The organism is Streptomyces sp. TSRI0107, assembly GCF_001905845.1.
Taxonomy (GTDB): domain Bacteria; phylum Actinomycetota; class Actinomycetes; order Streptomycetales; family Streptomycetaceae; genus Streptomyces.
The window spans coordinates 144323-169024 of record NZ_LIVZ01000011.1 but is presented as its reverse complement, the minus strand read 5'-3'; the positions used below and the strand labels follow the sequence as shown (position 1 = coordinate 169024).

Annotated in this window: 26 protein-coding genes; 13 read left to right on the top strand and 13 right to left on the bottom strand. The window is 72.9% G+C overall.

Annotation, left to right across the window (positions count from 1 at the left end; genetic code table 11):
- Positions 1–21 precede the first annotated feature (21 nt).
- The 6 genes from AMK31_RS28405 to AMK31_RS40075 all read left to right on the top strand — a co-directional run bounded on the left by AMK31_RS28405 (position 22) and on the right by AMK31_RS40075 (position 6613).
- Positions 22–750 (top strand): type 1 glutamine amidotransferase, encoded by a 729-nt coding sequence (locus tag AMK31_RS28405; RefSeq protein WP_073943528.1) that lies wholly within the window; start codon positions 22–24, stop codon positions 748–750.
- A 180-nt stretch (positions 751–930) separates the two neighbouring features.
- The gene (locus tag AMK31_RS28400) at positions 931–1956 is read left to right on the top strand and encodes a 6-phosphofructokinase (RefSeq protein WP_073943527.1); all 1026 of its coding nucleotides are present in this window, start codon (positions 931–933) and stop codon (positions 1954–1956) included.
- A gap of 107 nt (positions 1957–2063) precedes the next feature.
- Positions 2064–3014: a cytochrome c oxidase assembly protein gene (locus tag AMK31_RS28395; RefSeq protein WP_073943526.1), complete on the top strand. Its 951-nt coding sequence runs from the start codon at positions 2064–2066 to the stop codon at positions 3012–3014.
- A 68-nt stretch (positions 3015–3082) separates the two neighbouring features.
- Positions 3083–4585 (top strand): PASTA domain-containing protein, encoded by a 1503-nt coding sequence (locus AMK31_RS28390; protein WP_079186960.1) that lies wholly within the window; start codon positions 3083–3085, stop codon positions 4583–4585.
- Between the two features lie 26 nt (positions 4586–4611).
- Positions 4612–6429 (top strand): serine/threonine-protein kinase, encoded by a 1818-nt coding sequence (locus AMK31_RS28385; protein ID WP_073943524.1) that lies wholly within the window; start codon positions 4612–4614, stop codon positions 6427–6429.
- A 13-nt stretch (positions 6430–6442) separates the two neighbouring features.
- Positions 6443–6613: a hypothetical protein gene (locus AMK31_RS40075; protein ID WP_107468745.1), complete on the top strand. Its 171-nt coding sequence runs from the start codon at positions 6443–6445 to the stop codon at positions 6611–6613.
- Between the two features lie 15 nt (positions 6614–6628).
- On the opposite strand, the gene AMK31_RS28380 is transcribed toward AMK31_RS40075, so the two are convergent.
- From AMK31_RS28380 to AMK31_RS28365, 4 genes are read right to left on the bottom strand one after another with little or no spacing between them, the layout of a single operon-like run.
- A complete protein-coding gene (locus tag AMK31_RS28380; RefSeq protein WP_073943523.1) occupies positions 6629–7834 on the bottom strand; it encodes a histidine kinase in 1206 nt (401 codons plus the stop codon).
- Positions 7831–9543, bottom strand: a complete 1713-nt coding sequence (locus AMK31_RS28375) for a sodium/solute symporter (protein WP_073943522.1) — start codon at positions 9541–9543, stop codon at positions 7831–7833. The genes AMK31_RS28380 and AMK31_RS28375 overlap by 4 nt, the downstream gene beginning before the upstream one ends.
- An 18-nt stretch (positions 9544–9561) precedes the next feature.
- Positions 9562–9921 (bottom strand): hypothetical protein, encoded by a 360-nt coding sequence (locus AMK31_RS28370; protein WP_073943521.1) that lies wholly within the window; start codon positions 9919–9921, stop codon positions 9562–9564.
- A 3-nt stretch (positions 9922–9924) separates the two neighbouring features.
- Entirely contained in the window at positions 9925–10680 is a 756-nt protein-coding gene (locus AMK31_RS28365) for a LytR/AlgR family response regulator transcription factor (RefSeq protein ID WP_073943520.1), read from the bottom strand.
- A 111-nt stretch (positions 10681–10791) separates the two neighbouring features.
- Here AMK31_RS28365 and AMK31_RS28360 point away from each other — a divergent pair, with 111 nt between their 5' ends.
- From AMK31_RS28360 to AMK31_RS28340, 5 genes are all read left to right on the top strand, one after another.
- A complete protein-coding gene (locus tag AMK31_RS28360) occupies positions 10792–11301 on the top strand; it encodes an Lrp/AsnC family transcriptional regulator (RefSeq protein WP_073943519.1) in 510 nt (169 codons plus the stop codon).
- 118 nt (positions 11302–11419) lie between these two features.
- A complete protein-coding gene (ddaH, locus tag AMK31_RS28355; protein ID WP_073943518.1) occupies positions 11420–12244 on the top strand; it encodes a dimethylargininase in 825 nt (274 codons plus the stop codon).
- Positions 12241–13467, top strand: a complete 1227-nt coding sequence (rocD, locus tag AMK31_RS28350; protein WP_073943517.1) for an ornithine--oxo-acid transaminase — start codon at positions 12241–12243, stop codon at positions 13465–13467. Before ddaH ends, rocD begins: the two co-directional genes overlap by 4 nt.
- A 72-nt stretch (positions 13468–13539) precedes the next feature.
- Positions 13540–14259, top strand: coding sequence for a lysophospholipid acyltransferase family protein (locus AMK31_RS28345; RefSeq protein WP_073943516.1), 720 nt, complete (start codon positions 13540–13542; stop codon positions 14257–14259).
- A gap of 58 nt (positions 14260–14317) precedes the next feature.
- Positions 14318–15355, top strand: coding sequence for an NAD-dependent epimerase/dehydratase family protein (locus AMK31_RS28340; RefSeq protein WP_198948588.1), 1038 nt, complete (start codon positions 14318–14320; stop codon positions 15353–15355).
- Between the two features lie 59 nt (positions 15356–15414).
- Here AMK31_RS28340 and AMK31_RS28335 read toward each other — a convergent pair whose 3' ends face one another.
- The 8 genes from AMK31_RS28335 to AMK31_RS28300 form a co-directional block, all read right to left on the bottom strand.
- Positions 15415–17043 carry an alpha/beta hydrolase gene (locus tag AMK31_RS28335; RefSeq protein WP_073943514.1) on the bottom strand — a complete coding sequence of 543 codons (1629 nt, stop codon included), beginning with the start codon at positions 17041–17043 and terminating at the stop codon, positions 15415–15417.
- A 131-nt stretch (positions 17044–17174) separates the two neighbouring features.
- On the bottom strand, positions 17175–17936 hold the full coding sequence (locus AMK31_RS28330) for an urease accessory protein UreD (RefSeq protein ID WP_073943669.1): 762 nt from the start codon (positions 17934–17936) through the stop codon (positions 17175–17177).
- Positions 17933–18610: an urease accessory protein UreG gene (ureG, locus tag AMK31_RS28325; protein WP_073943513.1), complete on the bottom strand. Its 678-nt coding sequence runs from the start codon at positions 18608–18610 to the stop codon at positions 17933–17935. Before ureG ends, AMK31_RS28330 begins: the two co-directional genes overlap by 4 nt.
- 157 nt (positions 18611–18767) lie before the next feature.
- Positions 18768–19442 (bottom strand): urease accessory protein UreF, encoded by a 675-nt coding sequence (locus AMK31_RS28320; RefSeq protein WP_073943512.1) that lies wholly within the window; start codon positions 19440–19442, stop codon positions 18768–18770.
- Positions 19442–21163: an urease subunit alpha gene (locus tag AMK31_RS28315; protein WP_073943511.1), complete on the bottom strand. Its 1722-nt coding sequence runs from the start codon at positions 21161–21163 to the stop codon at positions 19442–19444. The genes AMK31_RS28320 and AMK31_RS28315 overlap by 1 nt, the downstream gene beginning before the upstream one ends.
- Positions 21156–21467 carry an urease subunit beta gene (locus AMK31_RS28310; RefSeq protein WP_073943510.1) on the bottom strand — a complete coding sequence of 104 codons (312 nt, stop codon included), beginning with the start codon at positions 21465–21467 and terminating at the stop codon, positions 21156–21158. Before AMK31_RS28310 ends, AMK31_RS28315 begins: the two co-directional genes overlap by 8 nt.
- A 10-nt stretch (positions 21468–21477) precedes the next feature.
- On the bottom strand, positions 21478–21780 hold the full coding sequence (locus AMK31_RS28305) for an urease subunit gamma (protein WP_010355509.1): 303 nt from the start codon (positions 21778–21780) through the stop codon (positions 21478–21480).
- A 135-nt stretch (positions 21781–21915) separates the two neighbouring features.
- The gene (locus AMK31_RS28300; RefSeq protein WP_073943509.1) at positions 21916–22545 is read right to left on the bottom strand and encodes a TetR/AcrR family transcriptional regulator; all 630 of its coding nucleotides are present in this window, start codon (positions 22543–22545) and stop codon (positions 21916–21918) included.
- 111 nt (positions 22546–22656) lie between these two features.
- Between AMK31_RS28300 and AMK31_RS28295 the strand changes: the two genes are divergently transcribed.
- Positions 22657–23661, top strand: a complete 1005-nt coding sequence (locus AMK31_RS28295; RefSeq protein ID WP_073943508.1) for an ABC transporter permease — start codon at positions 22657–22659, stop codon at positions 23659–23661.
- Between the two features lie 31 nt (positions 23662–23692).
- On the opposite strand, the gene AMK31_RS28290 is transcribed toward AMK31_RS28295, so the two are convergent.
- Entirely contained in the window at positions 23693–23980 is a 288-nt protein-coding gene (locus tag AMK31_RS28290; RefSeq protein WP_073943668.1) for a type II toxin-antitoxin system Phd/YefM family antitoxin, read from the bottom strand.
- 72 nt (positions 23981–24052) lie between these two features.
- Here AMK31_RS28290 and AMK31_RS28285 point away from each other — a divergent pair, with 72 nt between their 5' ends.
- Complete coding sequence (locus tag AMK31_RS28285; RefSeq protein WP_073943507.1) at positions 24053–24700, top strand: ATP-dependent Clp protease proteolytic subunit; 648 nt, start codon at positions 24053–24055, stop codon at positions 24698–24700.
- Positions 24701–24702: the final 2 nt, after the last annotated feature.

Here is a 24702-nt window from a genome sequence, read left to right as displayed (position 1 = left end):
TGAGTCGGAAGGACAGTGACTATGAGCGACAACGGTCTGCGGATCGTCTGGATCTACCCCGACCTGCTCAGCACCTACGGCGACCAGGGCAACGTCCTCGTCGTGGAGCGCCGGGCGCGGCAGCGGGGCCTGGACGTGGCCCGGCTCGACGTGCGCAGCGACCAGCCGATCCCGACCTCCGGTGACATCTACCTGATCGGCGGCGGCGAGGACCGGCCGCAGCGGCTCGCGGCCGAGCGGCTGCGCCGCGACGGCGGTCTGCACCGGGCGGTGGGCAACGGAGCGATCGTCTTCTCCGTGTGCGCCGGCTACCAGATCCTCGGCCACGAGTTCATCAACGACCTCGGCCAGCGCGAGCCCGGCCTCGGCCTGCTCGACGTGGTCTCGGTGCGCGGCGAGGGCGAGCGGTGCGTCGGTGACGTGCTCGCGGACATGGACCCGCGTCTCGGGCTGCCGCCGCTGACCGGCTTCGAGAACCACCAGGGCGTCACCCACCTCGGCCCCACCGCCCGCCCGCTGGCGCAGGTGCGGCTCGGCAACGGCAACGGCACCGGCGACGGCACCGAGGGCGCGTACAACGACACCGTGTTCGGCACGTACATGCACGGCCCGGTCCTCGCCCGCAACCCGCTGATCGCGGACCACCTGCTGAAGCTGGCCCTCGATGTGAACGCGCTCCCGCCGGTGGACGACCGCTGGTACGACGCGCTGCGCAACGAGCGCATCGCGGCCGCGCAGCAGCCCGCGTGAACCGGGAGTAAACCCGCGGTTCACCAGCCCGTCTGACGGTACGTCCGCACAGGTGAGCGGGGTCGTCCAGCAGGCGGACGCCTGCTACGGCCCCGCCCCCCGAAGCCGCTAGGGTGGCGGGGATTCCAGCCGGACAACGTGGTCCGGTCCCCGGCCCACGTTGAGAAGGTATTTCGGGCTATGCGCATTGGTGTCCTCACGTCCGGCGGCGACTGCCCCGGCCTGAACGCCGTCATCCGGTCCGTCGTGCACCGTGCCGTCGCCGACCACGGCGACGAGGTCATCGGTTTCCGGGACGGCTGGAAAGGCCTCCTGGAGTGCGACTATCTGAAGCTCGACCTCGACGCGGTCGGCGGCATCCTGGCCCGCGGCGGCACCATCCTCGGCTCCTCCCGGGTCCGTCCCGAGCACCTGCGGGACGGCGTGGAGCGCGCCAAGGGGCACGTCGCGGAGCTGGGCCTCGACGCGATCATCCCGATCGGCGGTGAGGGCACGCTGAAGGCGGCCCGGCTGCTGTCGGACAACGGCCTGCCCATCGTGGGCGTGCCGAAGACCATCGACAACGACATAGCGGTCACCGACGTCACCTTCGGCTTCGACACGGCCGTCGGTGTCGCCACGGAGGCGCTGGACCGGCTGAAGACCACCGCCGAGTCCCACCAGCGGGTGCTGATCGTCGAGGTCATGGGGCGGCACACCGGCTGGATCGCGCTGCACTCCGGAATGGCGGCCGGCGCGCACGCCATCGTCGTGCCGGAGCGGCCGTTCGACATCGACGAGCTGACCGCGCGGGTCGGCGAGCGGTTCGAGGCTGGCAAGCGGTTCGCCATCGTCGTCGCGGCGGAGGGGGCCAAGCCGAAGCCCGGCACCATGGCCTTCGACGAGGGCGGCAAGGACATCTACGGGCACGAGCGGTTCGCCGGGATAGCCCGTCAGCTCTCCGTCGAACTGGAGCAGCGGCTCGGCAAGGAGGCGCGTCCGGTCATCCTCGGACACGTCCAGCGGGGCGGTACGCCGACGGCGTACGACCGGGTGCTGGCGACGCGGTTCGGGTGGCACGCGGTGGAGGCCGCGCACCGCGGCGAGTTCGGGATGATGACGGCCCTTCGGGGGACCGACATCGTGATGGTGTCGCTGGCGGAGGCCGTGGAGTCGCTGAAGACCGTGCCGGCGGAGCGGTACGCGGAGGCGGAGACCGTGCTGTAGCGGGCGAGCGTCCGATCCCCTGCCCCCGGTCGAAAGCTCGGCCGGGGGCAGCTCTACTCTTGTGGGCGGACATCAGCACAAACCCCCCACGAATCAGGAGCCGGCGGATGGATCACAGCGGGCACGGCATGATGACGGATCTGCCGCCGTTCACGCTGGGGCGAGGGCTTCAGTGGTCCGCGGACCCGTTCTTCCTCGTCGCGTGTCTGCTGGGGCTGGCGCTCTACACATGGGGCGTCGTCCGGCTGACCCGGCGGGGTGACAAGTGGCCGGTCGGCCGGACCGCCTTCTTCTTCGCCGGTGTGCTGAGCATCGGGCTGATGATGAACACCAAGCTGAACGACTACGGAATGGTCATGTTCAGCGTGCACATGGTGCAGCACATGGTGATCAGCATGCTGTCGCCGATCCTGATCCTGCTCGGTGCTCCGGTCACGCTGGCGCTGCGCGCGCTGCCGCCGGCCGGACGGGGCCGCAAGGGGCCGCGCGAGCTGCTGCTGATGCTGCTGCACAGCCGGTACATGCGGATCATCACCCACCCGGTGTTCACGATCCCGCTGTTCATCGCCAGCCTGTACGGCCTGTACTTCACCCCGCTGTTCGACTTCCTGATGGAGTCCAAGCCGGGGCACATCGCGATGATGGTGCACTTCCTCGCCGTCGGCCTGGTGTTCTTCTGGCCGATCATGGGCGTGGACCCGGGTCCGCACCGGCCCGGCTATGTGATGCGGATGCTGGAGCTGTTCGCGGGCATGCCGTTCCACGCGTTCTTCGGCATCGCGCTGATGATGGCCTCGCAGCCGATGGTCGGCACCTACACCGACCCGCCCGCCTCGCTCGGCATCGACGCCCTCTCCGACCAGAACGCGGCCGGCGGCATCGCCTGGGCGTTCAGCGAGATCCCGTCCGTGCTGGTGCTGATCGTGCTGCTGTTCCAGTGGTACGGCTCGGAGCAGCGGCAGGCCAAGCGCAAGGACCGGGCCGCCGACCGGGACGGCGACAAGGAACTCGAGGCTTACAACGCCTATTTGGCCTCACTGAACGCACAAAGCCGCTGAACTTCTTTTCCGGTCGGTTCGGTTCAGTAGCATGAAACCCGTCGGGGGGACCGCCGGGGGGAGCGGTGATGACCGTTCGTGTTTTCATGCGCAGGACCGCGATCGCGCTGGTATTCGTACTGGCATTGGGCGGATGCGATCGCGACGCACAGGTGTTCGTGGTGAAGGCGGTGGCGGCGGGTGTGCCGTCCACCGCGCCGTTCTTCGACGAGGACGCGGGGCTCGGGCATGACGCCGACGTGCGTTCACGACCGGCGCCCGGCGGGCTTCAGCAGGGGGACGCACCGGGTCTGTACGGCGGTACGAAACAGCCGGAGATCTGTGATGTGGAGCGGCTGGAGGAATTCCTCACCGACCCCGGTAATGACCGCAAGGCACAGGCCTGGGCAACCGCGCTGGACCTCACCACCGGCGAGATACCGGATTTTCTCGACCGGCTGACACCGGTTCTTCTCCGTACCGACACGCTCGTGAAGAACCACGACTACAAGAAGGAAAAAGCGGTTCCCTTCGACGCGCTCCTCCAGGCCGGAATAGCGATCCTCGTCGATGAGCGGGGACTTCCGGCGGTGAAGTGCTCGTGCGGTAATCCGCTGCGGCCCTTCGAAGGAGACGCCCGGAAGATATCGGTCCGCTTCGAGGACGGCAACGACGAGTGGCGGGACTTCGACCGCTCGTCGGTGGTCGCCGTCCGGCCCGCTCCACAGGTGCTGGACCGGCTGGTGCTCGTCGACGTCGAGGACCCCGGCCGGGGCATCCACCGGCCCGCCGGCACCACCGGCGAGGACGACTCCTCCTTCGACGCGCGGGGCTCGCGCACCGTGCCCGACGTGTCCGGGACGACCTTCGGGCGGGCGAGCCGGCTGCTGGCGGGGGCGGGGCTCGCGGTCTCGGTCGGCGGGGGCGGGGGCGGGCTGCCGCCCGGCGACGCCCGGGTGACGGGGTCGGACCCGGCGGCGGGGACGAGGCTGCCGTTCGGGGAGTACGTGACGCTGAGCGTGGCCGGGGGCGGTACGGGGAGCGGACCCGGTACGTCCCCGGCGGCACCGGACTCGCCGACGGACTCGGCACCCGGCTCGGCGCCGGGCTCGCCGCAGGAGCCGGGGGTCACGGGTTCGGGCGGCTCCGCGCCGGCGGGGGGATCGTCCGGCCCGGTGTCGACGCCCCCGTCGGAACCCGGGTCCCCGTCCTCGTCCGGGCCTCCGGCGTCCTCGTCCTCCACGGCCCCGCAGGAGCCGCCGTCACGGCCGCCGTCCTCGCCGGACCCGGCGGACCCGTCGTCACCGCCGCCGTCCACCGACGACCCGGCGCCGAGCGATCCGCCCGCAAGCCACAAGCCCACAAGCCAGGCGCCCACGAGCCAGGCACCCACGAGCCAGGCACCCCCCAGTCAGCAGCCCACGAGCCAGGCACCCCCGAGCCAGCCGCCGCCCAGCCAGCAGCCCACGAGCCGGCCGCCGCCCGGCCAGGCCTCTTCCCCCGCCCCGCCGAGCGGCCCGGGGACCAGCGGTGTGCCCGTGCCGGGCACCCGGCCCGGCACCGCCGGACCCACCGCCACCGCCACTCCGTAGTCCTCCGCCAAACCGGGAGTCACCGGATGCCCTCAGGATCACCGACGCCGGGAGTGGGCCGGGTCATCGCCGGCCGTTATCTGCTGCTGCACCGGCTGGGCAGCGGCGGGATGGGACATGTGTGGCTGGCCCACGACCAGAGACTGGTCTGCGAGGTGGCGCTCAAGGAGATCGTGTTCCGGGATCCGGCCGAGGCGGACCACGAGCGGGAGGCGCGGGTCGCCCGGGCGCGGGCGGAGGCCCGGCACGCGGCCGGGCTGCGGGGACATCCCCACGTGGTGACCGTGCACGACGTGCTGGAGCACGAGGGGCTGCCGTGGATCGTCATGGAGTACGTGGCGGGCGCCGTCGACCTGCGGGACCTGGTCGCCCGGCGCGGGCCGCTCGCCCCGGCGGAGTGCGCCCGGATCGGCCTGGCCGTGCTGGACGCGCTGACCGCCGGGCATGAGCGCGGCGTCATGCACCGGGACGTGAAACCGGCGAACATCCTGCTCGCGCCGGACCGCACGGGGGCGCCGTACGGGCGCGTCCTGCTCACCGACTACGGCATCTCGGTGCAGCCGGACGCCGGTGAACCGCGCTACACGCTGGCGTCCGCGCTGGTGGGCACCGCGGGCTATCTGGCGCCGGAACGGGCCACCGGCGGGCCGCCCACTCCGGCGGCCGACCTGTTCTCGCTGGGCTGCACGCTGTACCACGCCGTCGAGGGGTGCGGGCCCTTCGAGCGGGAGTCACAGCTGGCGGAGCTGGCCGCGGTCGTCGCCGAGGAGCCGCGGCCGCCGGTGCGCGCGGGCGCCCTGGAGCCCGTACTGCGGGAACTGCTCGCCAAGGATCCCGCGCGGCGGACAGGGGCACCGGAGGCGGAGGCGGCGCTCGCCCGGATCGTCACGCCGGAGCCGGCGGGGTACGGCCGGACGCAGACCGATCTCGGATCGCAGCCACCGTGGAGCCCGGCGCCGGACGGCCCCGGGTCCGGGCCCGCCGAGCCGGCGCCGCCCGCCCCGTCCGCTGCGCCGCGCAGGCCGCTCCCCCGGGCCCTGCGGGCGGCGCTCGCGGGCGGGCTGGGGACGGTGCTGGCGCTGGGCGGGGTCTGGTACGCGACCGCCGACCGGTCCGCCGCGGGACCGGGCACGGCCTCGGCGCCGTACGGCGACGCCGTGGGGCTCGCGCGGGCGCTGCGGGACGGGGACTGTGTGCTCGCGGACTGGCCCGGCGCGCGGTTCACCGGCACGCCCCGGCTGGCGCTGGACCCGAGCTGCCGGGACTCGGTTCCGGACGGGCAGGTGATGGGGTTCGTCCCGGCCGCGTCCGCCGCCGAGGCGCGGGAGCTGGGGCCGCAGCGGTGCGAGGAGCTGACCCGGGAGACGCGTCAGCGGCTGGCGGACGTGCGGAGCCTGGCCGTCGTACCGGCCGAGGACGGGTTCGAGGCGGCCGGGCGGCGCACCGCGTGTCTGCTGCTGGGGGCGCACGGGCCGGTGTACGGGCCGATCGGCGGGCACCGGAAGCCCGGGGCGGCGTTCACGGACACGGCGACCATGCAGAAGCGGGACTGTCTGCGGGTCCGCTCGCCGCGCGACGTGCGGCTGGTGGCGTGTACGGGGCGTTACGACGAGCAGGTGCTGGGATTCACCCGACTGGACGAGGGCGTCACGCTGGCCCAGGCCCGCACCCGGTCGGACGCCGCATGCGCCCGGGACGTGCCGCCGAGCGACTACGGCTTCGACCCGTCGGCCTACGAGGCGGGGTCGTGGACCGGCCAGGGAGCCTGGAAATCCGCCACTCATTTCGTCGTCTGCACCGTACGGAAGCAGAACGGGGGCACCATGGAGGGGGACGAACCATGAGGAGGGTGTTGCGATGCCCGGTTCAACGGACGGCTCCACGAAGACCATGGGGGTGCTCACCGTCGGTGGGCTCGTCATGGTGACGGCCTACACGGTGGCGCTCGGCAGCAACGGCTGGCTGTGGTTCGGCTGGGTCGTGCTGGGCCTGATCACCCTGGGCATGGTGGCCACCCGCAGCACCTGACCCCGACCCGCTTCCCTACTCGCGGGCCAGGCCGCCCGCCGAGTGGACGCCCGGCTGGTACTTCGGCAGCCGGGCGGTGACCTTCATGCCCGCGCCGACCGCGGTCTCGATCACGAGGCCGTGGTCGTCGCCGTACACCTGGCGGAGCCGGTCGTCGACGTTGGACAGTCCGATGCCGCCGGACGGGCTGACCTCGCCCGCGAGGATGCGGCGCAGCAGTTCGGGGTCCATGCCGGCGCCGTCGTCCTCGATGACCACCAGGGCCTCGGCGCCCGCGTCCTGGGCGGTGATGCCGATGCGGCACCGGCCCGCCTTGCCCTCCAGGCCGTGCTTGACGGCGTTCTCCACCAGCGGCTGGAGGCAGAGGTAGGGCAGGGTGACGGTCAGGACCTCGGGGGCGATCTGGAGGGTGACGGAGAGCCGGTCGCCGAAGCGGGCCCGGACCAGCGCCAGATAGTGGTCGATGGCGTGGAGTTCGTCGGCGAGGGTGGTGAAGTCGCCGTGCCGGCGGAACGAGTAGCGGGTGAAGTCGGCGAACTCCAGGAGCAGTTCGCGGGCGCGCTCGGGGTCGGTGCGGACGAACGAGGCGATCACCGCGAGCGAGTTGAAGATGAAGTGCGGGGAGATCTGGGCGCGCAGGGCCTTGATCTCGGCCTCGATCAGCCGGGTGCGGGAGCGGTCGAGGTCGGCGAGTTCGAGCTGCACGGAGACCCAGCGGGCGACTTCGGCGGCGGCCCGGACGAGCACGGCGGACTCGCGCGGGGCGCAGGCGACGAGGGCGCCGTGCACCCGGTCGTCGACGGTGAGGGGGGCGACGACGGCCCAGCGCAGCGGGCAGTCGGGGGTGTCGCAGCCGAGCGGGAAGGCCTCGCCGCGGCCGGTCTCCAGCGGTCCGGCGAGCCGCTGGAGGACCTCGGCGCGGTGGTGTGCGCCGAGGCCGTCCCAGGCGAGCACCCGGGTGTCGTCGGTGAGGCAGAGGGCGTCCGTGCCGAGCAGGGTGCGCAGCCGGCGGGCCGACTTGCGGGCCGTCTCCTCGGTGAGCCCGGCGCGCAGCGGGGGCGCGGCGAGGGAGGCGGTGTGCAGGGTCTGGAAGGTGGCGTGCTCGACGGGTGTGCCGAGGCCGCCGAGGTTCTGGGTGCGCGCGGTGCGCCGCCCGAGCCAGTAGCCGGCGGCGAGCAGCGGCAGGATCGCCACGCACAGCCCGGCGAGGAATCCGCTCACGCCTTCACCTCCGTGCGCAGCTGCTCCGGCAGGTGGAAGCGGGCCAGGACGGCCGCCGTGCCGGGTGGGACGCGGGCCGGGGTCGCCAGCGACACCAGGATCATGGTGAGGAAGCCGAGCGGCACGGTCCACAGGGCGGGCCAGGCGAGCAGGGCGTGCAGCGGGCCGCCGCCCGGGAAGCCCGCCATGGTGGCGGCGACGGCGGCGAACGCGGAGCCGCCGCCGACCAGCATCCCGGCCGCGGCACCGGGCGGGGTGAGCCGCCGCCACCAGATGCCGAGGACGAGCAGCGGGCAGAACGAGGACGCCGAGACGGCGAAGGCGAGTCCGACCGCGTCGGCGACGGGCAGTCCGCCGACCAGGACGCTCGCCGCGAGCGGGGCCGACATGGCGAGCAGCGTGCCGAGCCGGAAGTGCCGTACTCCGCGGGTGGGGAGCACGTCCTGGGTGAGCACTCCGGCGACGGCCATGGCGAGTCCGGAGGCGGTGGACAGGAAGGCGGCGAAGGCGCCTCCGGCGAGCAGCGCGCCGAGGAGGTCGCCGCCGACTCCGCCGATCATGCGGCCGGGCAGCAGCAGGACGGCCGCGTCGGCGTCGCCGGTGAGGGTGAGTTCGGGGGCGTAGAGACGGCCGAGGGCGCCGTAGACGGGCGGCAGCAGGTAGAAGGCGCCGATCAGGGCGAGGACGGCGACCGTGGTGCGGCGGGCGGCGACGCCGTGCGGGCTGGTGTAGAAGCGGACGACGACGTGCGGCAGGCCCATGGTGCCGAGGAAGGTGGCGAGGATCAGCCCGTACGTGGCGTACAGCGGGCGGTCCTCGCGGCCCGCGGCGAGGGAGGTCGACATGCCGCCGTTGCTGCCGCGGTCGGCGGCCGGGACCTCGGTGCCGGGCGCGAAGGTGAGGCGGGTGCCCTGGTCGATGCGGTGGGTGCCGGCGGGCAGGCGGGCCTCGGTGTCGTCGTAGGCGCGGCCGTCGACGGTGCCGTCGACGGTGACCGTGAGGGCGCGGTCGAGGCGCAGGTCGAGGGTGGCGTCGACGCGGACGGCGCGTTGTTCGCGGAAGGCGGCCGGTTCGTCGAAGGCGCGGTGCGGGCCGCCGTCGGCCTGCCAGGCGAGGACCAGGAAGAAGGCGGGGACGAGCAGGGCGGTCAGTTTCAGCCAGTACTGGAAGGCCTGGACGAAGGTGATGCTGCGCATGCCGCCCGCGGCGACGATGGCCACCACGACGACGGCGACGATGATCCCGCCGAGCCAGTCCGGCGCCCCGGTCAGCACGGTCAGGGTGAGTCCGGCGCCCTGCAGCTGGGGCAGCAGGTACAGCCAGCCGACGCCGACGACGAAGGCGCCCGCGAGCCGTCGTACCGCCTGCGAGGCGAGCCGGGCCTCGGCGAAGTCGGGGAGGGTGTAGGCGCCGGAGCGGCGCAGCGGGGCGGCGACGAAGAGCAGCAGGACGAGGTAGCCGGCGGTGTAGCCGACCGGGTACCAGAGCATGTCGGGGCCCTGGACGAGGACGAGGCCCGCGATGCCGAGGAAGGAGGCGGCGGACAGGTACTCGCCGCTGATGGCGGCCGCGTTCAGGCGGGGGCCGACGGTGCGGGAGGCGACGTAGAAGTCGGAGGTGGTGCGGGAGATGCGCAGGCCGAAGGCGCCGACGAGGACGGTGGCGAGCACGACGAGGGCGACGGCGGGGACGGCGTAGGAGGAGTTCACGGCAGGTGTTTCCCGGTCTCAGCGGTCCTCGACCAGGCGCACGAAGTCCCGTTCGTTGCGTTCGGCGCGGCGCACGTACCAGAAGCCGAGCAGGACCAGGGGCGCGTAGAGGCAGAAGCCGAGCACCAGCCATTGCAGGCGGCCGGCGTTCGGGGCCGAGGCGAAGACCAGGGGCAGCGGGCCGACGAGCAGGACGAGGGCGGCGCACACGGTGAGGGCGGCGCGCAGCTGGCTGCGCATCAGGGAGCGGACGTAGGTGTGGCCGAGGGTGGTCTGCTCGTCGATCTCGGTGCGGGGGCGGTAGGAGGCGGGGACGCGGCGTGCGCGGCGGGGCGGGCCGGTGACGACGACCCGGCGGTCGGCGGGGCTCTGCGGCACGGCTCACGGCCTCCTCATCAGCAGGTCCCGCAGCTCACGGGCGTGGCGGCGGCTGACCTGGAGTTCCTCGGAGCCGACCAGGACGCTGACCGTGCCGGCGTCGAGACGGAGTTCGCCGATGTGGTGGAGGGCGACCAGGTGGCGGCGGTGGATGCGGACGAAGCCGCGGGCGCGCCAGCGTTCCTCGAGGGTGGACAGCGGGACGCGGATCAGGTGGCTGCCGCCCTGGCCGGTGTGGAGGCGGGCGTAGTCGCCCTGGGCCTCGACGTGGGTGATGTCGCCGACGGCGACGAAGCGGGTCACGCCGCCGAGCTCGACGGGTATGTGGTCGGGGTCGGGTTCGTGCACGGGGATGCGGGGGGCGGCGCTGCCGCGCTGTTCGGCGGCGCGGCGGACGGCCTCGGCGAGGCGTTCCTTGCGGACGGGTTTGAGGACGTAGTCGACGGCCTTGAGGTCGAACGCCTGGACGGCGAAGTCCTCGTGGGCGGTGACGAACACGACCAGCGGGGGGTGGGCGAAGCCGGTGAGCAGCCGGGCGAGGTCGAGGCCGTCGAGGCCGGGCATGTGGATGTCGAGGAAGACGACGTCGATCGCCTCGGGCCCGTCGGGGCCGGACTCCAGGGCGCGGTTGATGCGGCGCAGCGCCTCGGTCGCGTCGCCGGCCCCCTCGGCGCTGCCGATGCGGGGATCGGCGTGCAGGAGGTAGAGCAGTTCCTCCAGCGAGGGGCGTTCGTCGTCGACAGCCAGGGCGCGCAGCATGAACCCGGAGTGTAGGAGTAATTCGTACGCCTGCACACGGGCCGTCGCACGGACGTTCCCGGGAGCTTCCCGGGACGCTCGCGGGACGTTCGCGCTGGATACAGTGCCGCCATGAACAGCAGGGCGGCGTCCTTCGACGATCTCGACCGGAAGATCGTCACCGCGTTGATGGCGAACGCGCGGACCAGTTTCGCCGAGATCGGCGCGGCGATCGGGCTGTCCGCGACGGCGGTCAAGCGCCGGGTGGACCGGCTGCGGGAGACCGGGGTGATCACCGGGTTCACGGCGACGGTGAAGCCGTCGGCGCTGGGCTGGCGTACGGAGGCGTACGTCGAGGTGTACTGCGAGGGCGCGGCGCCGCCGCGGCGGCTGGCGGAGGTGGTGCGCAACCATCCGGAGATCACCGCGGCGATGACGGTGACGGGCGGCGCGGACGCGCTGCTGCATGTGCGGGCGCGGGACGTGGAGCACTTCGAGGAGGTGCTGGAGCGGATCCGCACCGAGCCGTTCATCCGCAAGACGATCAGTGTGATGGTGCTGTCCCATCTGATCCCGGAGAGTCCTGAGGCGGGTGCGAACCAGCCCGCTCCGGACGGCGCAGGAGACGTGCGTCTGAGCTGATCACAACGCAGCGATCCTGCGTGAACACGCAGCTTTCGTTTCTTGTCGACCGTCCGGGGCCCTTTCTACCGTGGTGTCAACCCCCAGTCGACACCGCAGGAAGCGGAGGAACCCCTCTGTGTCCGAAAGCCGTGTGCCGCGCCGGCGGCGCTTCCTCGTCTGCGAACCCAGACACTTCGCCGTGCAGTACGCGATCAACCCCTGGATGCATCCCGACGTCCGGGTCGACGTCGACCTCGCCCAGGAGCAGTGGCGGGCGCTGATCGGCGCCTACCGGAGCCATGGCCACACGATCGACACGGTGGAGCCGGTGCCGGGCCTGCCGGACATGGTCTTCGCCGCGAACTCGGCGGTCGTCGTCGGCGGCCGCGTCTTCGGCTCCCTCTTCCACGCCCCCGAACGCCGCCCGGAGTCGTCGCACTACGAGACCTGGTTCAAGACGGCGGGCTACGCCGTGCACCGGCCGGAGTCGGTGTGCGAGGGCGAGGGCGACCTGGTCTGGACGGGCCGGTACATGCTGGCCGGCACCGGGTTCCGGACGACCCGTGAGGCGCACCGCGAGGCGCAGGAGTTCTTCGGCCACCCGGTGATCAGCCTGACGCTGGTGGACCCGTACTTCTACCACCTGGACACGGCGCTGTTCGTCCTCGACGACTCCGCCGACGGCAACAACGTCGTGTACTACCCGGAGGCGTTCTCGCCGGGCAGCCGCGAGGTGCTGAAGCGGCTGTTCCCGGACGCGGTGCTCGCCACCCGTGACGACGCGCTGGCGTTCGGCCTGAACTCGGTGTCCGACGGCCGTCACGTCTTCATCGCGCCGCGCGCCGAGGCGCTGGCCGCGCGGCTCGACGACCACGGCTATGTCCCCGTCCCCGTCGACCTGTCGGAATTCCACAAGGCCGGCGGCGGCATCAAGTGCTGCACTCAGGAGATCCGTTCATGACCGCACCCGCCCGCACCACCCGTGATTCCGCCGAGCTGATCGCCGCGGAGCGGCCCGTCCTCGCGCACAACTACCACCCGCTGCCCGTGGTCGTGGCGCGCGCCGAGGGCTGCTGGGTGGAGGACGTCGAGGGCCGCCAGTACCTGGACATGCTGGCCGGCTACTCGGCCCTCAACTTCGGCCACCGCCACCCCGCCCTCGTCGAGGCCGCGCACCGCCAGCTGGACCGCCTCACACTCACCTCCCGCGCGTTCCACAACGACCGGCTCGCCGGGTTCGCCGAGCGGCTGGCCGCGCTGACCGGCCTGGACATGGTGCTGCCGATGAACACCGGCGCGGAGGCGGTGGAGAGCGGCATCAAGGTGGCGCGGAAGTGGGCGTACGACGTCAAGGGCGTCCCCGCCGACCGGGCGACGATCGTCGTCGCGGCGGAGAACTTCCACGGCCGTACGACGACGATCGTCAGCTTCTCCACGGACGAGACGGCCCGCACCGGCTTCGGGCCCTTCACGCCGGGCTTCCGGATCGTCCCGTACAACGACCTGGCGGCGCTGGAGGCGGCCGTCGACGAGACGACGGCGGCGGTGCTGATCGAGCCGATCCAGGGCGAGGCGGGCGTGGTCGTCCCCGACGACGGCTACCTGGCGGGGGTGCGCGAGCTGACGGAACGCGCGGGCTGCCTGTTCATCGCCGACGAGATCCAGTCCGGCCTCGGCCGCACCGGCCGCACCCTCGCCGTGGAGCACGAGGACGTCGTCCCGGACGTGGTCCTGCTCGGCAAGGCGCTGGGCGGCGGCATCGTGCCGGTGTCGGCGGTGGCGGCCCGCCGGGAGGTGCTGAGCGTCCTGCGCCCCGGCGAGCACGGCTCCACCTTCGGCGGCAACCCGCTCGCCGCCGCCGTCGGCACGGCCGTCGTCGACCTGCTGGAGAGCGGGGAGTTCCAGCGCCGGGCCGCCGAGCTGGGCGTCGTCCTGCGGGGCGCGCTCACCGAGCTGACCGGCAAGGGCGTGGTCGGCTTCCGCGCCCGCGGGCTGTGGGCGGGCGTCGACATCGACCCGGCCATCGGCACCGGCCGGGAGATCAGCGAACGCCTGATGCGGGAGGGCGTCCTCGTCAAGGACACCCACGGCTCCACGATCCGCCTGGCGCCCCCGCTGACCATCACCGGCGAGGAACTGCGCTCCGCGATCGGGGCGTTGGAGAAGGTACTGGCACAGGGCTGAGTGCGGGGCTCTTCCCTTGGGTCGCCGTCTCTTCAAAAATGCGGGGAGCCCCTGACAGGGAGGAGCATCCCGTTGTTCTACCACCTGCTCAAGTACGTCCTGCTGGGCCCGCTGCTGAGGCTGGTGTTCCGGCCCCGGATCGAAGGGCTGGAGCATGTCCCGGCGTCGGGGGCGGCCATCGTCGCCGGGAACCACCTGTCCTTCTCGGACCACTTCCTGATGCCGGCGGTGCTGAAGCGGCGGATCACCTTCCTGGCGAAGGCGGAGTACTTCACGGGGCCGGGTGTGAAGGGGCGGCTCACCGCCGCGTTCTTCCGCAGCGCCGGGCAGATCCCGGTGGACCGCTCCGGGAAGGACGCGGGGCAGGCGGCGATCCGGGAAGGGCTCGGAGTGCTGGGGAAGGGGGAACTGCTCGGGATCTACCCGGAGGGGACCCGGTCGCACGACGGGCGGCTGTACAAGGGGAAGGTCGGGGTCGCGGTGATGGCGCTGAAGGCCGGGGTCCCGGTGGTGCCGTGCGCGATGATCGGCACCTTCGAGGCGCAACCGCCCGGCCGGAAGGTGCCCCGGATCCATCCGGTGGTGATCCGCTTCGGTGAGCCGCTGGACTTCTCCCGCTACGCGGGCATGGAGAACGAGAAGGCGGTCCTGCGTGCCGTCACGGACGAGATCATGTACGCGATCCTCGGGTTGTCCGGGCAGGAGTACGTCGACCGGTACGCGGCCGTGGTGAAGGCGGAGCACGAGGCCGCGGCCAGGGAACGCAGGTTCCGGCGGCTGCCGTTGAGCTGACCTCTGCTGTCGGCGAAGCCGCTGTGGCGTCCGGTCGTCCGGCGCGTACGGTCGCCGCATGAAGCGTGCTGTGGTGATCGGAGCGACAGGGCAGATCGGGCGTCCGGCGGTGGCCGCGCTGGCGCGGGACGGCTGGCAGGTGACGGCCGCGTCGCGCGGCGGCGGCCGGGACGCGGGCTGGCCCGACGGGGTGCGGCCGGTGCGGCTGGACCGCGAGGACGACGCCGCGCTGGCCGCGGTGGTCGGCGACGGCTGCGACCTGGTGGTGGACGTCGTCGCGTACGGCGCGCGTCACGCACGGCAGTTGACGGACCTGTCGGGGCGGATCGGCTCCGCCGTGGTGATCTCCACGGTGTCGGTGTACGAGGACGGCGAGGGCCGCGGCTTCGACACGATGGACCAGCCGGACGGCTTCCCCGAGTACCCGGTGCCGATCCGCGAGGACCAGCCGACCGTGGCGCCCGGCGACACCTCCTACAGCACGGGCAAGGCGGCCCTGGAGCGCGACCTCCTCGCGGCGGGCGACCGGCTGCCGGTGACGCTGCTGCGCGCGGGCGCGGTGCACGGCCCGTACAGTCCGCTGCCGCGCGAGCTGTACTTCGTGAAGCGGAACCTCGACGGGCGGCGCCGGCGGGTGCTGGCGTTCGGCGGGGAGAGCCGGTTCCACGGCGCGCAGGTGCGCAACATCGCCGAACTGGTGCGGCTGGCGGCGGCGCGGCCCGGTTCGCGGGTGCTCAACGCGGTGGACCCGGACGCGCCGACGGTGGCCGGGATCGGGGCGGCAGTCGACGCGGTGATGGGGGTGCGGACCGAGACGGTGTCCTTCGACGGTCCGCCGCCGGGCCCTGCCGTCGGCAAGTCGCCATGGTCGGCCGAGCGGCCGGTGGTGTGCGACATGTCCGCCGCCGAACGGGAGCTGGGCTATCGCCCGGTGGTGTCTTCCTACGCCGAGGGCCTGCCCGAGACGGTCGAGTGGCTGGCGGGGCGGCTGGCCGGCGGACGGGACTGGCGGGAGGCGTTCCCGCTGCTGGCCGGGGTCTACCCGGACCTCTTCGACTACGCGGCGGAGGACGCCTGGCTGGCGGCCCGCGCGTGAGCGGCGAGGGGCGGGCCGCATCTGGCGCCGGCCCGCCCCTCACCTCGTACGCGTGCCGTCTACGGCTTGGGCGTGGCGTGCGGTGCGCAGGTCACGTCCTCGGCGTCCAGCTCGCCGGTGAGCAGGTAGGCGTCCACCCGCTCGTTGACGCAGGAGTTGACGAGGCTGGTCACACCGTGCGAACCGGCGTTCTTCTCGGTGATCAGGCGGGAGCCCTTGAACCGCTTGTGCAGTTCCAGCGCGCCGCCGTAGGGGGTGGCCGCGTCCCGCTCGGCCTGGACGATCAGCACCGGCGGCAGGCCCTTGCCGGTCTTCACGTCCACCGGGGTGCGCTGCTTGACCGGCCAGGTGGCGCACGGCAGGTTCATCCAGGCGTTGGACCAGGTCAGGAACGGGTAGTCGCGGTGCAGCCGGGTGTTGTCGCGGTCCCAGCGCTGCCAGCTGGTGGGCCACTTGGCGTCGGCGCACTCGACGGCGGTGTAGACGGCGTTGCCGTTCTCGGAGGCGGCGTTGCCCGCGGTGTCGGACAGGTCGGGGGCGGCGGCGTCGACGAGGGCCTGGGTGTCACCGGCGACGTACTTGCTGAACACGGTGGCGACGGACACCCACGCGGAGTCGTAGTACGGGGCGCTCTGGAAGAAGCCGATCAGCTCGGCCGGGCCGACGACCCCGCCGATGGGCTCCTTCTTCGCGGTGGCGCGCAGTTCCAGCCACTCGGCCTGGACCTCGGCGCGGGTGGTGCCGAGGTGGAAGGTCGCGTCGTTCTTCGCGACCCAGTCCTGCCAGTCCCGCCAGCGCGTCTCGAAGGCGACGTCCTGGTCCAGGTTGGCCTGGTACCAGATCTTCTCGCGGGACGGGTTGACCACACTGTCGGTGATCATGCGGCGGACGTGGCCCGGGAAGAGGGTGCCGTAGACGGCGCCGAGGTAGGTGCCGTAGGAGACACCGAGGAAGTTGAGCTTCTTCTCGCCGAGCGCGGCGCGGATGACGTCGAGGTCGCGCGCGGTGTTCGGGGTGGTCATGTGCGGCAGCATCTCGCCGCTGCGCTCGTAGCAGCCCTCGGCGTACTCGCGGGCCAGCTTGCGCTGGGCGAGCTTGTCGGCCTCGGAGTCGGGCACCGGGTCCATCTTGGGCGCCTTGACGAACTCCTGCGGGTCGACGCAGGAGATGGGCGCGGACTTGCCGACGCCGCGCGGGTCGAAGCCGACGAAGTCGTACGCCTTGGCCACGTTCTGCCAGACCGGGGCGTTGGTGGTGACGCGGCGCGGGAAGCGCAGGCCGGAGCCGCCGGGGCCGCCCGGGTTGTAGACGAGGGCGCCCTGCCGCTCTGCCTTGCTCCCGGTGTTGCCGATGCGGTCGACGGCTATCTCGATCTGCTTGCCGTACGGCTTGGCGTAGTCGAGCGGCACGGTGACCCAGCCGCACTGGATCGGCTTCTCCAGGCCCCAGTCGGCCGGGCAGTCCCGCCAGTCGACGCCCTTCTTCGCGGCGCGGGCGGCGGCGATCTCGACGCCGCGCGCCTCACGGTCCTGACCGTGGCGGGCCTCGGCGGCGCCGCGAGCCTCCACGCCGGCGGTGCTCGCGCTGGCCGAGGGCGCCGCGACGGCGCCGGCGATCAGGGTGGCCGCGACGAGCACACCGGCCGATCCGAGCGCAGCCGTCCGCCTGTTCGGTCTGTTGTCCCTCAAGTGGGGCCTCCCCCTGCGTGGTTGCGTGGTCAGGGGGGATCCTGACTGCTGCGGGGTGGCCGGGAACAGGGGTGGCGGGGCTTTCTTTGCCAATCCGATAACCGGATAAGCCCATCCCGCTGAGCGGGGCGCTATCCCAGCTCGGCCAGCGCCCCGTCCAGCAGCCGCCGCAGCCGCAGCGCGTCGGGCGCGACCGCCGTCACCAGCGCGGCGGGCCCGGCGAGCGGCATCAGCGCCGCCCCCTCCCCCAGCATCCGCGCCACCACCGGCCGCACCGCGAACTCCGGCCGCACGACGACCAACTGACCCACGGCCCGGTGACCCCCGAGCCCCGCCGGACCGTCCCACCCCCCAGGCGCACCGGGCCCGCAGGCAAGCTCCTGGTCGAGCACGGCCCGCCCCCCGACCCGCACGGTCAGCCGGCTGGTCAGCCGCCCGGGCTCCTCCCCCACCCGCCCCAGCACCTGCTCCTCACGCAGCACCAGCCGGCTCGTCACACCCAGGTCGACGCTCGTGCGCACGGTCAGCTCACTGCCCGCCGCGCAGATCAACTGCTCGGGCAGCCAGTGCAGTTCGGCGTCCTCCGCCACCGTGAGCCGCACGTCGTAGCGGGCCTCGCCCTTGGCCTGGCCCGGCAGGGCGATGGTCGCCGCGGCCGAGCCCACACACAGCCGGGCGTTCGCGGCCACGTCCGCCTCGACGGCGAGGTGGTCGCCGCCCAGCGGCCCGCTCATCGCCCCGACGAGCATGACGCGGGCCTCGGCACCGCTCCCCCGGGTGCGCCGCAGCGCCAGCGGGCCCTCACCCGCCAGCACCGGCAGCGCCGTACCGCCCCGCCCGTCGTCGACGGCCCGGATCCGCGCCGTGGCCCGCACGCCGGCGGCCGGGCTCATGCCGTCCACTCGGCGAGCCGTGCCCGCACCCAGCCGGCCACGTCCGCGACCCCGGTCTCGCCGCGCAGCGACTGGAGGACGACCGGCAGCTCGCCCCGCTGTGCCTTGGCGTCCGCCGCCATCCGGGCGAGGTCGGAGCCGACGTGCGGCGCCAGGTCGGTCTTGTTGACCACCAGCAGGTCGGCGGTGGTGACTCCGGGTCCGCCCTTGCGCGGGATGTCGTCGCCGCCCGCCACGTCGATCACGAAGATCTGCGCGTCCACGAGCCCCTTGGAGAAGGTCGCGGTGAGGTTGTCGCCGCCGGACTCCACCAGGATCAGGTCCAGCGGCCCGACCTCGTCCTCCAGGTCCTCGACGGCCTCCAGATTGGCGGAGATGTCGTCCCGGATCGCGGTGTGCGGGCATGCGCCCGTCTCGACGGCGGTGATCCGCTCCGGCGGCAGCACGGCCTCCCGCAGCAGGAACTCGGCGTCCTCACGGGTGTAGATGTCGTTGGTGACGACGGCGAGGGACAACTCGTCGCGCAGGGCACGGCAGAGCGCGGCGACGGTGGCGGTCTTCCCGGACCCGACGGGCCCGCCGAGCCCGATCCGCAGGGCCCGCCGAGCCCCGTCGGGCCGACGCGCGTCGGCGCTGACGGCGGTGGGGCCGGGGTGGGAGTGGTCGAGATGCATGGCAGCTCCAGTTCTAGAGGGTCCCTTGTCAGCCCGGCCGGGCATCTCTCAGCCCGTCCGGCGCTTGAGGACGAGGCCGTTCAGGCCGATAGGGGGGTCTGGGGGGCAAACCCCCCAGGGTCGGGAACGGGAAGGGGCGGCGGGGGCGAGACCCCTCTCAGGACGCGAACAGCCGCACAGGCCACCCGGCATGCGCTTCCGCGGAGATCTCCAGCAACGGCGCCGACACGGCCGGCAGCACGTCGACCCCCTCGTCGGCCACCCTGAGAGCCGCCCGGACCGCCTGATCCACGACACGATCCAGCTCCGGCGCCAGCCGCGCCAGCACCCCGCTCGCGTCGAACGGATCCAGACTCAGCAGCCGCACCACCGCACTCGCGGGCCCGCTCACACTCTCGTACGCCGCACAGTACGCCGCGTCGACAGCCTCCAGCCCCGCCGCCCGGGCCGCCAGCCCGAGCACGACGGGCTGGTGCGCGCCCTTGGGGAACTCCAGCGCGACGGCGTCGAGTTCACCGGACGGCCAGGTCGCCCGGGCCGCCCGCATGAGCTGGCGCCCGAGCTTGCGCGCCGCGCCCCGCAGCGCGGGCGACGGCGTGCGCGCGTCCGCGGCGGCGTCGAGCGCCGCGGGGTCCACGCCGAGCACGGCGGCCGCGGCCAGGGCCGCGGACACCAGACCGGTCGTGTGCAGCCGCCCCCGGCAGAACTCCGCCAGGCTCCCCGCTTCCGTGATCCGCCCGGCCTTGACGGCGGCCTCGGCCCCGCCGGAGTGCGCGTGCCCTCCGGCGGGGAACCGGCCGTCCGCGAGGACGAGCAGTGCCGCGCGCGACATCAGAAGAGGAAGTAACGCTGGGCCATGGGCAGTTCGGCGGCCGGCGTCGCCTCGACCAGCTCCCCGTCGACGTACACGGCGAAGCTGTCGGGGTCGACCCGCACGGCGGGCCGGGCGTCGTTCTCCCGCATGTCCGCCTTGGTCACGCCGCGCGTCGACTCGATCGCCACGAACCGCTTGCCGAGTCCGAGCCGTTCCGGCAGCCCGTCCTCGAGGGCGAGCGGCGCCACGAAGTTGACCGAGTTGGCGGCCGGCGCCCGTCCGATCGCCCCGTACATCGGGCGAGGCAGGATCGGCTGCGGGGTGGGGATGGAGGCATTGGCGTCGCCCATCTGCGCGTAGGCGATCTGCCCGCCCTTGAGGACGAGGAGCGGTTTGACGCCGAAGAACGCCGGTTCCCACAGCACCAGGTCGGCGAGCTTGCCGCTCTCGACGGAGCCGATCTCGTGGGCGAGGCCCTGCGCGAGCGCGGGGTTGATCGTGTACTTGGCGACGTACCGCCGCACCCGGTGGTTGTCCGCGCGCCCGTCCCCGGGCAGGGCTCCCCGGCGTCGCTTCATCACGTGCGCGGTCTGCCAGGTCCGCAGGATCACCTCGCCGATCCGGCCCATGGCCTGGCTGTCCGAGGAGATGATGGAGATCGCGCCCAGGTCGTGCAGGACGTCCTCGGCACCGATGGTGGAGGGCCGGATCCGGGACTCGGCGAAGGCCAGGTCCTCGGGGACGGCCGGGTTCAGGTGGTGGCACACCATCAGCATGTCGAGGTGTTCCTCGGCGGTGTTGACGGTGTAGGGGCGGGTGGGGTTGGTCGAGCTGGGCAGCACGTGCGGCTCGGACACCACGGTCATGATGTCCGGCGCGTGCCCGCCGCCCGCGCCCTCGGTGTGGTACGCGTGGATGCCGCGCCCGCCGATCGCGGCGAGCGTGTCGCCGACGAACCCGGCCTCGTTGAGGGTGTCCGTGTGTATGGCGACCTGGATGCCCGTCCGGTCGGCGACGGTCAGCGCGGCGTCGATGACGGCCGGGGTGGATCCCCAGTCCTCGTGCAGCTTCAGGCCCAGCGCGCCGCCCCGGATCTGGGACAGCATCGCCTCGTGGGAGACGGTGTTGCCCTTGCCGAGGAAGCCGATGTTGAGCGGGTACTGCTCCATCGCCTCCAGCATCCGGGCCAGATGCCAGGGCCCGGGGGTGACGGTGGTGGCCTTGGAGCCCTCGGCGGGGCCGGTGCCGCCGCCGACCAGCGTGGTCACGCCGGAGGCGAGCGCCTCGTCGGCGACCTGCGGGCAGATGAAGTGGACGTGCGCGTCGACGGCGCCGGCGGTGACGATCCGCCCGTTGCCGGCGATGATCTCGGTCTCCGGGCCGATCACCAGGTCGGGGTGGACCCGGTCCATGGTGTCGGGGTTGCCCGCCTTGCCGATGCCGGTGATGCGGCCGTCGCGGATGCCGATGTCGGCCTTGACGACGCCCCAGTGGTCGACGATCACGGCGCCCGTGATGACGGTGTCCGGGGTCCCCTCGGCCCGCGTGGCCCGTGACTGCCCCATGGACTCGCGGATGACCTTGCCGCCGCCGAACACCGCCTCGTCACCGGCGAGTCCGGGTCCGCCGGAGCGGTCCTGCTCGATCTCGATCAGCAGATCGGTGTCGGCGAGCCGGATGCGGTCGCCGGTGGTCGGGCCGAACAGGTCGGCGTAGGCGGCGCGTGAGATCTCAGCCATCGAGGGCTCCTCCGGTCTCCCCGCGCAGCCCGGGCACCACGCGGGCGCCGGCGATCGGGACGAGTCCGACGTCGACGGGGATGCCGGGCTCGAAGCGCACGGCGGTGCCGGCTGCGACGTCGAGCCGCTTGCCGCGCGCGGCGGCACGGTCGAACTCCAGGCCGGGGTTGGCCTCGGCGAAGTGGTAGTGGGAGCCGACCTGGACGGGCCGGTCGGCGGCGTTGAGGACGGTCAGCCGGGTGACCTCACGGCCTTCGTTGCAGGCGATCGGGTCCTCGGCGAACAGGATCTCCCCGGGAATCATCGACGCCCCCTCAGACGATCGGGTCGTGGACGGTGACCAGCTTGGTGCCGTCCGGGAAGGTCGCCTCGACCTGGACGTCGTGGATCATCTCGGGGATGCCCTCCATGACGTCGTCCCGGGTGAGCAACTTGCGTCCGGAGGCCATGAGTTCGGCGACCGTACGGCCGTCCCGGGCGCCTTCGAGGATGTGCGAGGTGATGAGGGCGACCGCCTCGGGGTGGTTCAGCTTGAGGCCGCGGGCCCGGCGCTTCTCGGCGACGTCGGCCGCCACATGGATCAGCAGCCTCTCCTGCTCGTGCGGGGTCAGTTGCACGTCCCACCTCATTCCTCGCTCCGGGCCGTGCGGGACCCGGTTGCCGCGGCCACCTGCGTAGAAAAACCCCTGGTGGCGTGGATGGGCAGGCTAGTTCGCCGGAGTTTCAACGACGTTAACCAGACTTTGAACGCCTCATGACCCGGCGCTGGGCTGCCCCATGCTCATCAGCGCCCGAAGTCCGTTGCGCAGCACCTCGACCGGCACCGGCCCGAACAGCGACTGCTGCACGATGAATCCCTGCACGGTGGCGATCATCGTGCGGGCCACGTCGTCCGCGGGCAGGTCGGCCCGCATCATCCCGGCCTCCTGGTAGGCCTCGACGACCTTGGTCCAGGCGGCGCGCACCGCGCCGTAGCCTTCCCTGAGGACACCCGCCAGCTCCTCGTTGCGCACGATCTCCGTCCAGACCGTGACGATGAGGCGCGGGAAGGCCGGTTCCCCGTCGACCGAGAGGTACCCGCGCGCCTCCAGAGTGTGACCGAGCACCGAGGCGACCAGGGCGTCCGGCGGCGGGGGCGGGCTCTGCCGGGTGGCCTCCTCGAAGGCGGCCCTCACCTCCCCCAGCACCTCGGCGACGATCGCGGCGATCAGCTCGTCCTTGCCGCGGAAGTAGCGGTAGACCGCGCCCGCCGACAGGTCCACCTCCTTGAGCACGTCCTGCATGGAGGTGGCGTGGAAGCCGTTGCGGGCGAAGCAGAGCGCGGCGCCGTCGAGGATCTGCCGGCGGCGGGCGTCGAGGTGTTCCTGGGATACGCGGGCCATGGCCCAGAACGTAAAACGAACATTCCTTCTTGACAAGGCGGGGCCGCGGCGGGACGGTGGTGGCGAGCTTAAAACGAACGATCCTTCTTTTTACCGCCCCGGGAGACCCCCATGTCCGCCACGCGCCCCATACCCACGGCGCGCCGCCTGCTCGCGGTCGTCGTCCTCGTCCCGCTTCTCGCGGCTCTCGCGCTGTGGGCCTTCGCCTGGCCCGCCGCCCGCACGGCACCGCGCGACCTGCCGCTCGGCGTCGCCGGGCCCGCCGCCGCGGCCGCGCAGGTCGAAGAGCGGCTGAGCCGGCGGGACGGCGCCTTCGAGATCCACCGCTACGCCGACGAGACGGCCGCCCGCGACGCGATCGAGGACCGCGAGGTCTACGGCGCGGTCGTGGTCACCGAGCAGGGGCCCCGGCTGCTCACCGCGTCGGCGGCCAGCCCGACGGTCGCCCAGCTGCTGCGACAGGCGGTGAACGGGCAGGCGGCCGCCGAGGGCACGCAGGTCCCGACGGTCGACGTGGTGCCCGCCCCGGAGAACGACCCGCGCGGCGCGGCCCTGGGCGCGAGCGTGCTGCCGCTCACCATGGCCGGGATGGCCGCCGGCGCGGCGGTGACCCTGCTCGGGATGCGCGGCACGCGTGCCGTGACCGCGCTCGTCGGCGCCTCGGCGCTGGTCGGCCTCGCCGCGGCCGCGATCGCGCACAGCTGGCTGGGGGTCCTGACCGGCGACTGGTGGGCGGAGGCCGGGGTGCTCGGGCTGGCCACGCTGGCGGTGTCCGGTGGGGTCGCCGGGCTCGCCGCCCTGCTGGGCCCCGCCGGGATCGGCCTCGCGTCGGCCGTGGTGATGCTGCTCGGCAACCCGTTCTCCGGCGCCGCGGGGGCGCCGCAGCTGCTGCCGGAGCCGGCCGGGGCGATCGGCCAGTGGCTGCCGCCGGGCGCCGGGGCGTCCCTGCTGCGCTCGGTGTCCTACTTCGACGGAGCCGCGGCGACCGGCCCCCTCCTGACCCTCGTCTGGTGGGCGGCGCTGGGCCTGGGGGCGGTGCTGCTCGGCGCGGCGCTGAAGTCCCGTGCCCGCGAGGCCGAACCGGCCGCCGGCCGGGAGCCCGCGCTCGCCGGCTGACCACCCGCCTCCCAGGGGCCCGCTCTCGTCGTCACGACGGGGCGGGCCCTCGGTGTTCCGCGGCGATGCCGAACCGCTGCTGTTCGCGGGGAGCGGACGCGACCTCGTGGACCCGGGAGACGGCGCTGATCACCTGCTCCTCCTCGGGCTCCCCGGACTCCTTGGACTCTTCGAGTCGCTGCAGGTCAGCGGCGGAGACGAGGGCGACGAGGGGCTTGCCGTGACGGGTCACGACGACACGCTCGCCGCCGTAGACCACCCGGTTGATCAAATCGGCGAGCTCAGCCCTGGCTTGCGTCACCGGAATCTCGTAGGCCATGGTCTCCACATTACGTCATGTACGTCCTGTACATTTTTTACGGAGACAGCTCCGCTGTGAGGAGGGGTCCGTATGACCCGAGAGCCCGCCCCGCCGTCCGCCCGTCACGTCCTGCCCGAGTTCACCGAACGCACCAGCCTCGGCCGCCGGACGACGGATCCGTACTCGAAGCTGCTGGAGGAGCGCATCGTCTTCCTCGGCACCCCGCTCGACGACGCCTCGGCGAACGACGTGATCGCCCAGTTCATGCACCTGGAGTACCAGGCTCCGGACCGGGACATCTCGCTGTACATCAACTCCCCCGGCGGCTCGTTCACCGCCATGGCGGCGGTCTACGACACCCTCCGGTTCGTGACCTGCGACGTCGAGACGATCTGCCTCGGCCAGGCCGGCCCGTCGGCCGCCGTACTGCTGGCCGCGGGGACCCCGGGCAAGCGCTGTGCCCTGCCGGGCGCCCGGGTGATGATCCATCAGCCCGCCGTGCCCGAACCGGTGCACGGTCAGGCGAGCGACCTCGCCGTCCAGGCCGAGGAACTGACCCGCGTGCGGGGCCGCCTGGAGGAGATGCTGGTACGGCACACCGGGCGCACTCCGGAGCAGGTGAGCGCCGACATCGAGCGGGAGAAGATCCTCACCGCGCGGGAGGCGCTGGAGTACGGCCTGGTGGACCGGATCGTCACCGGCCGCAAGACGTCGGCCGCCGCGCCCGGCGCGAGGTGAGC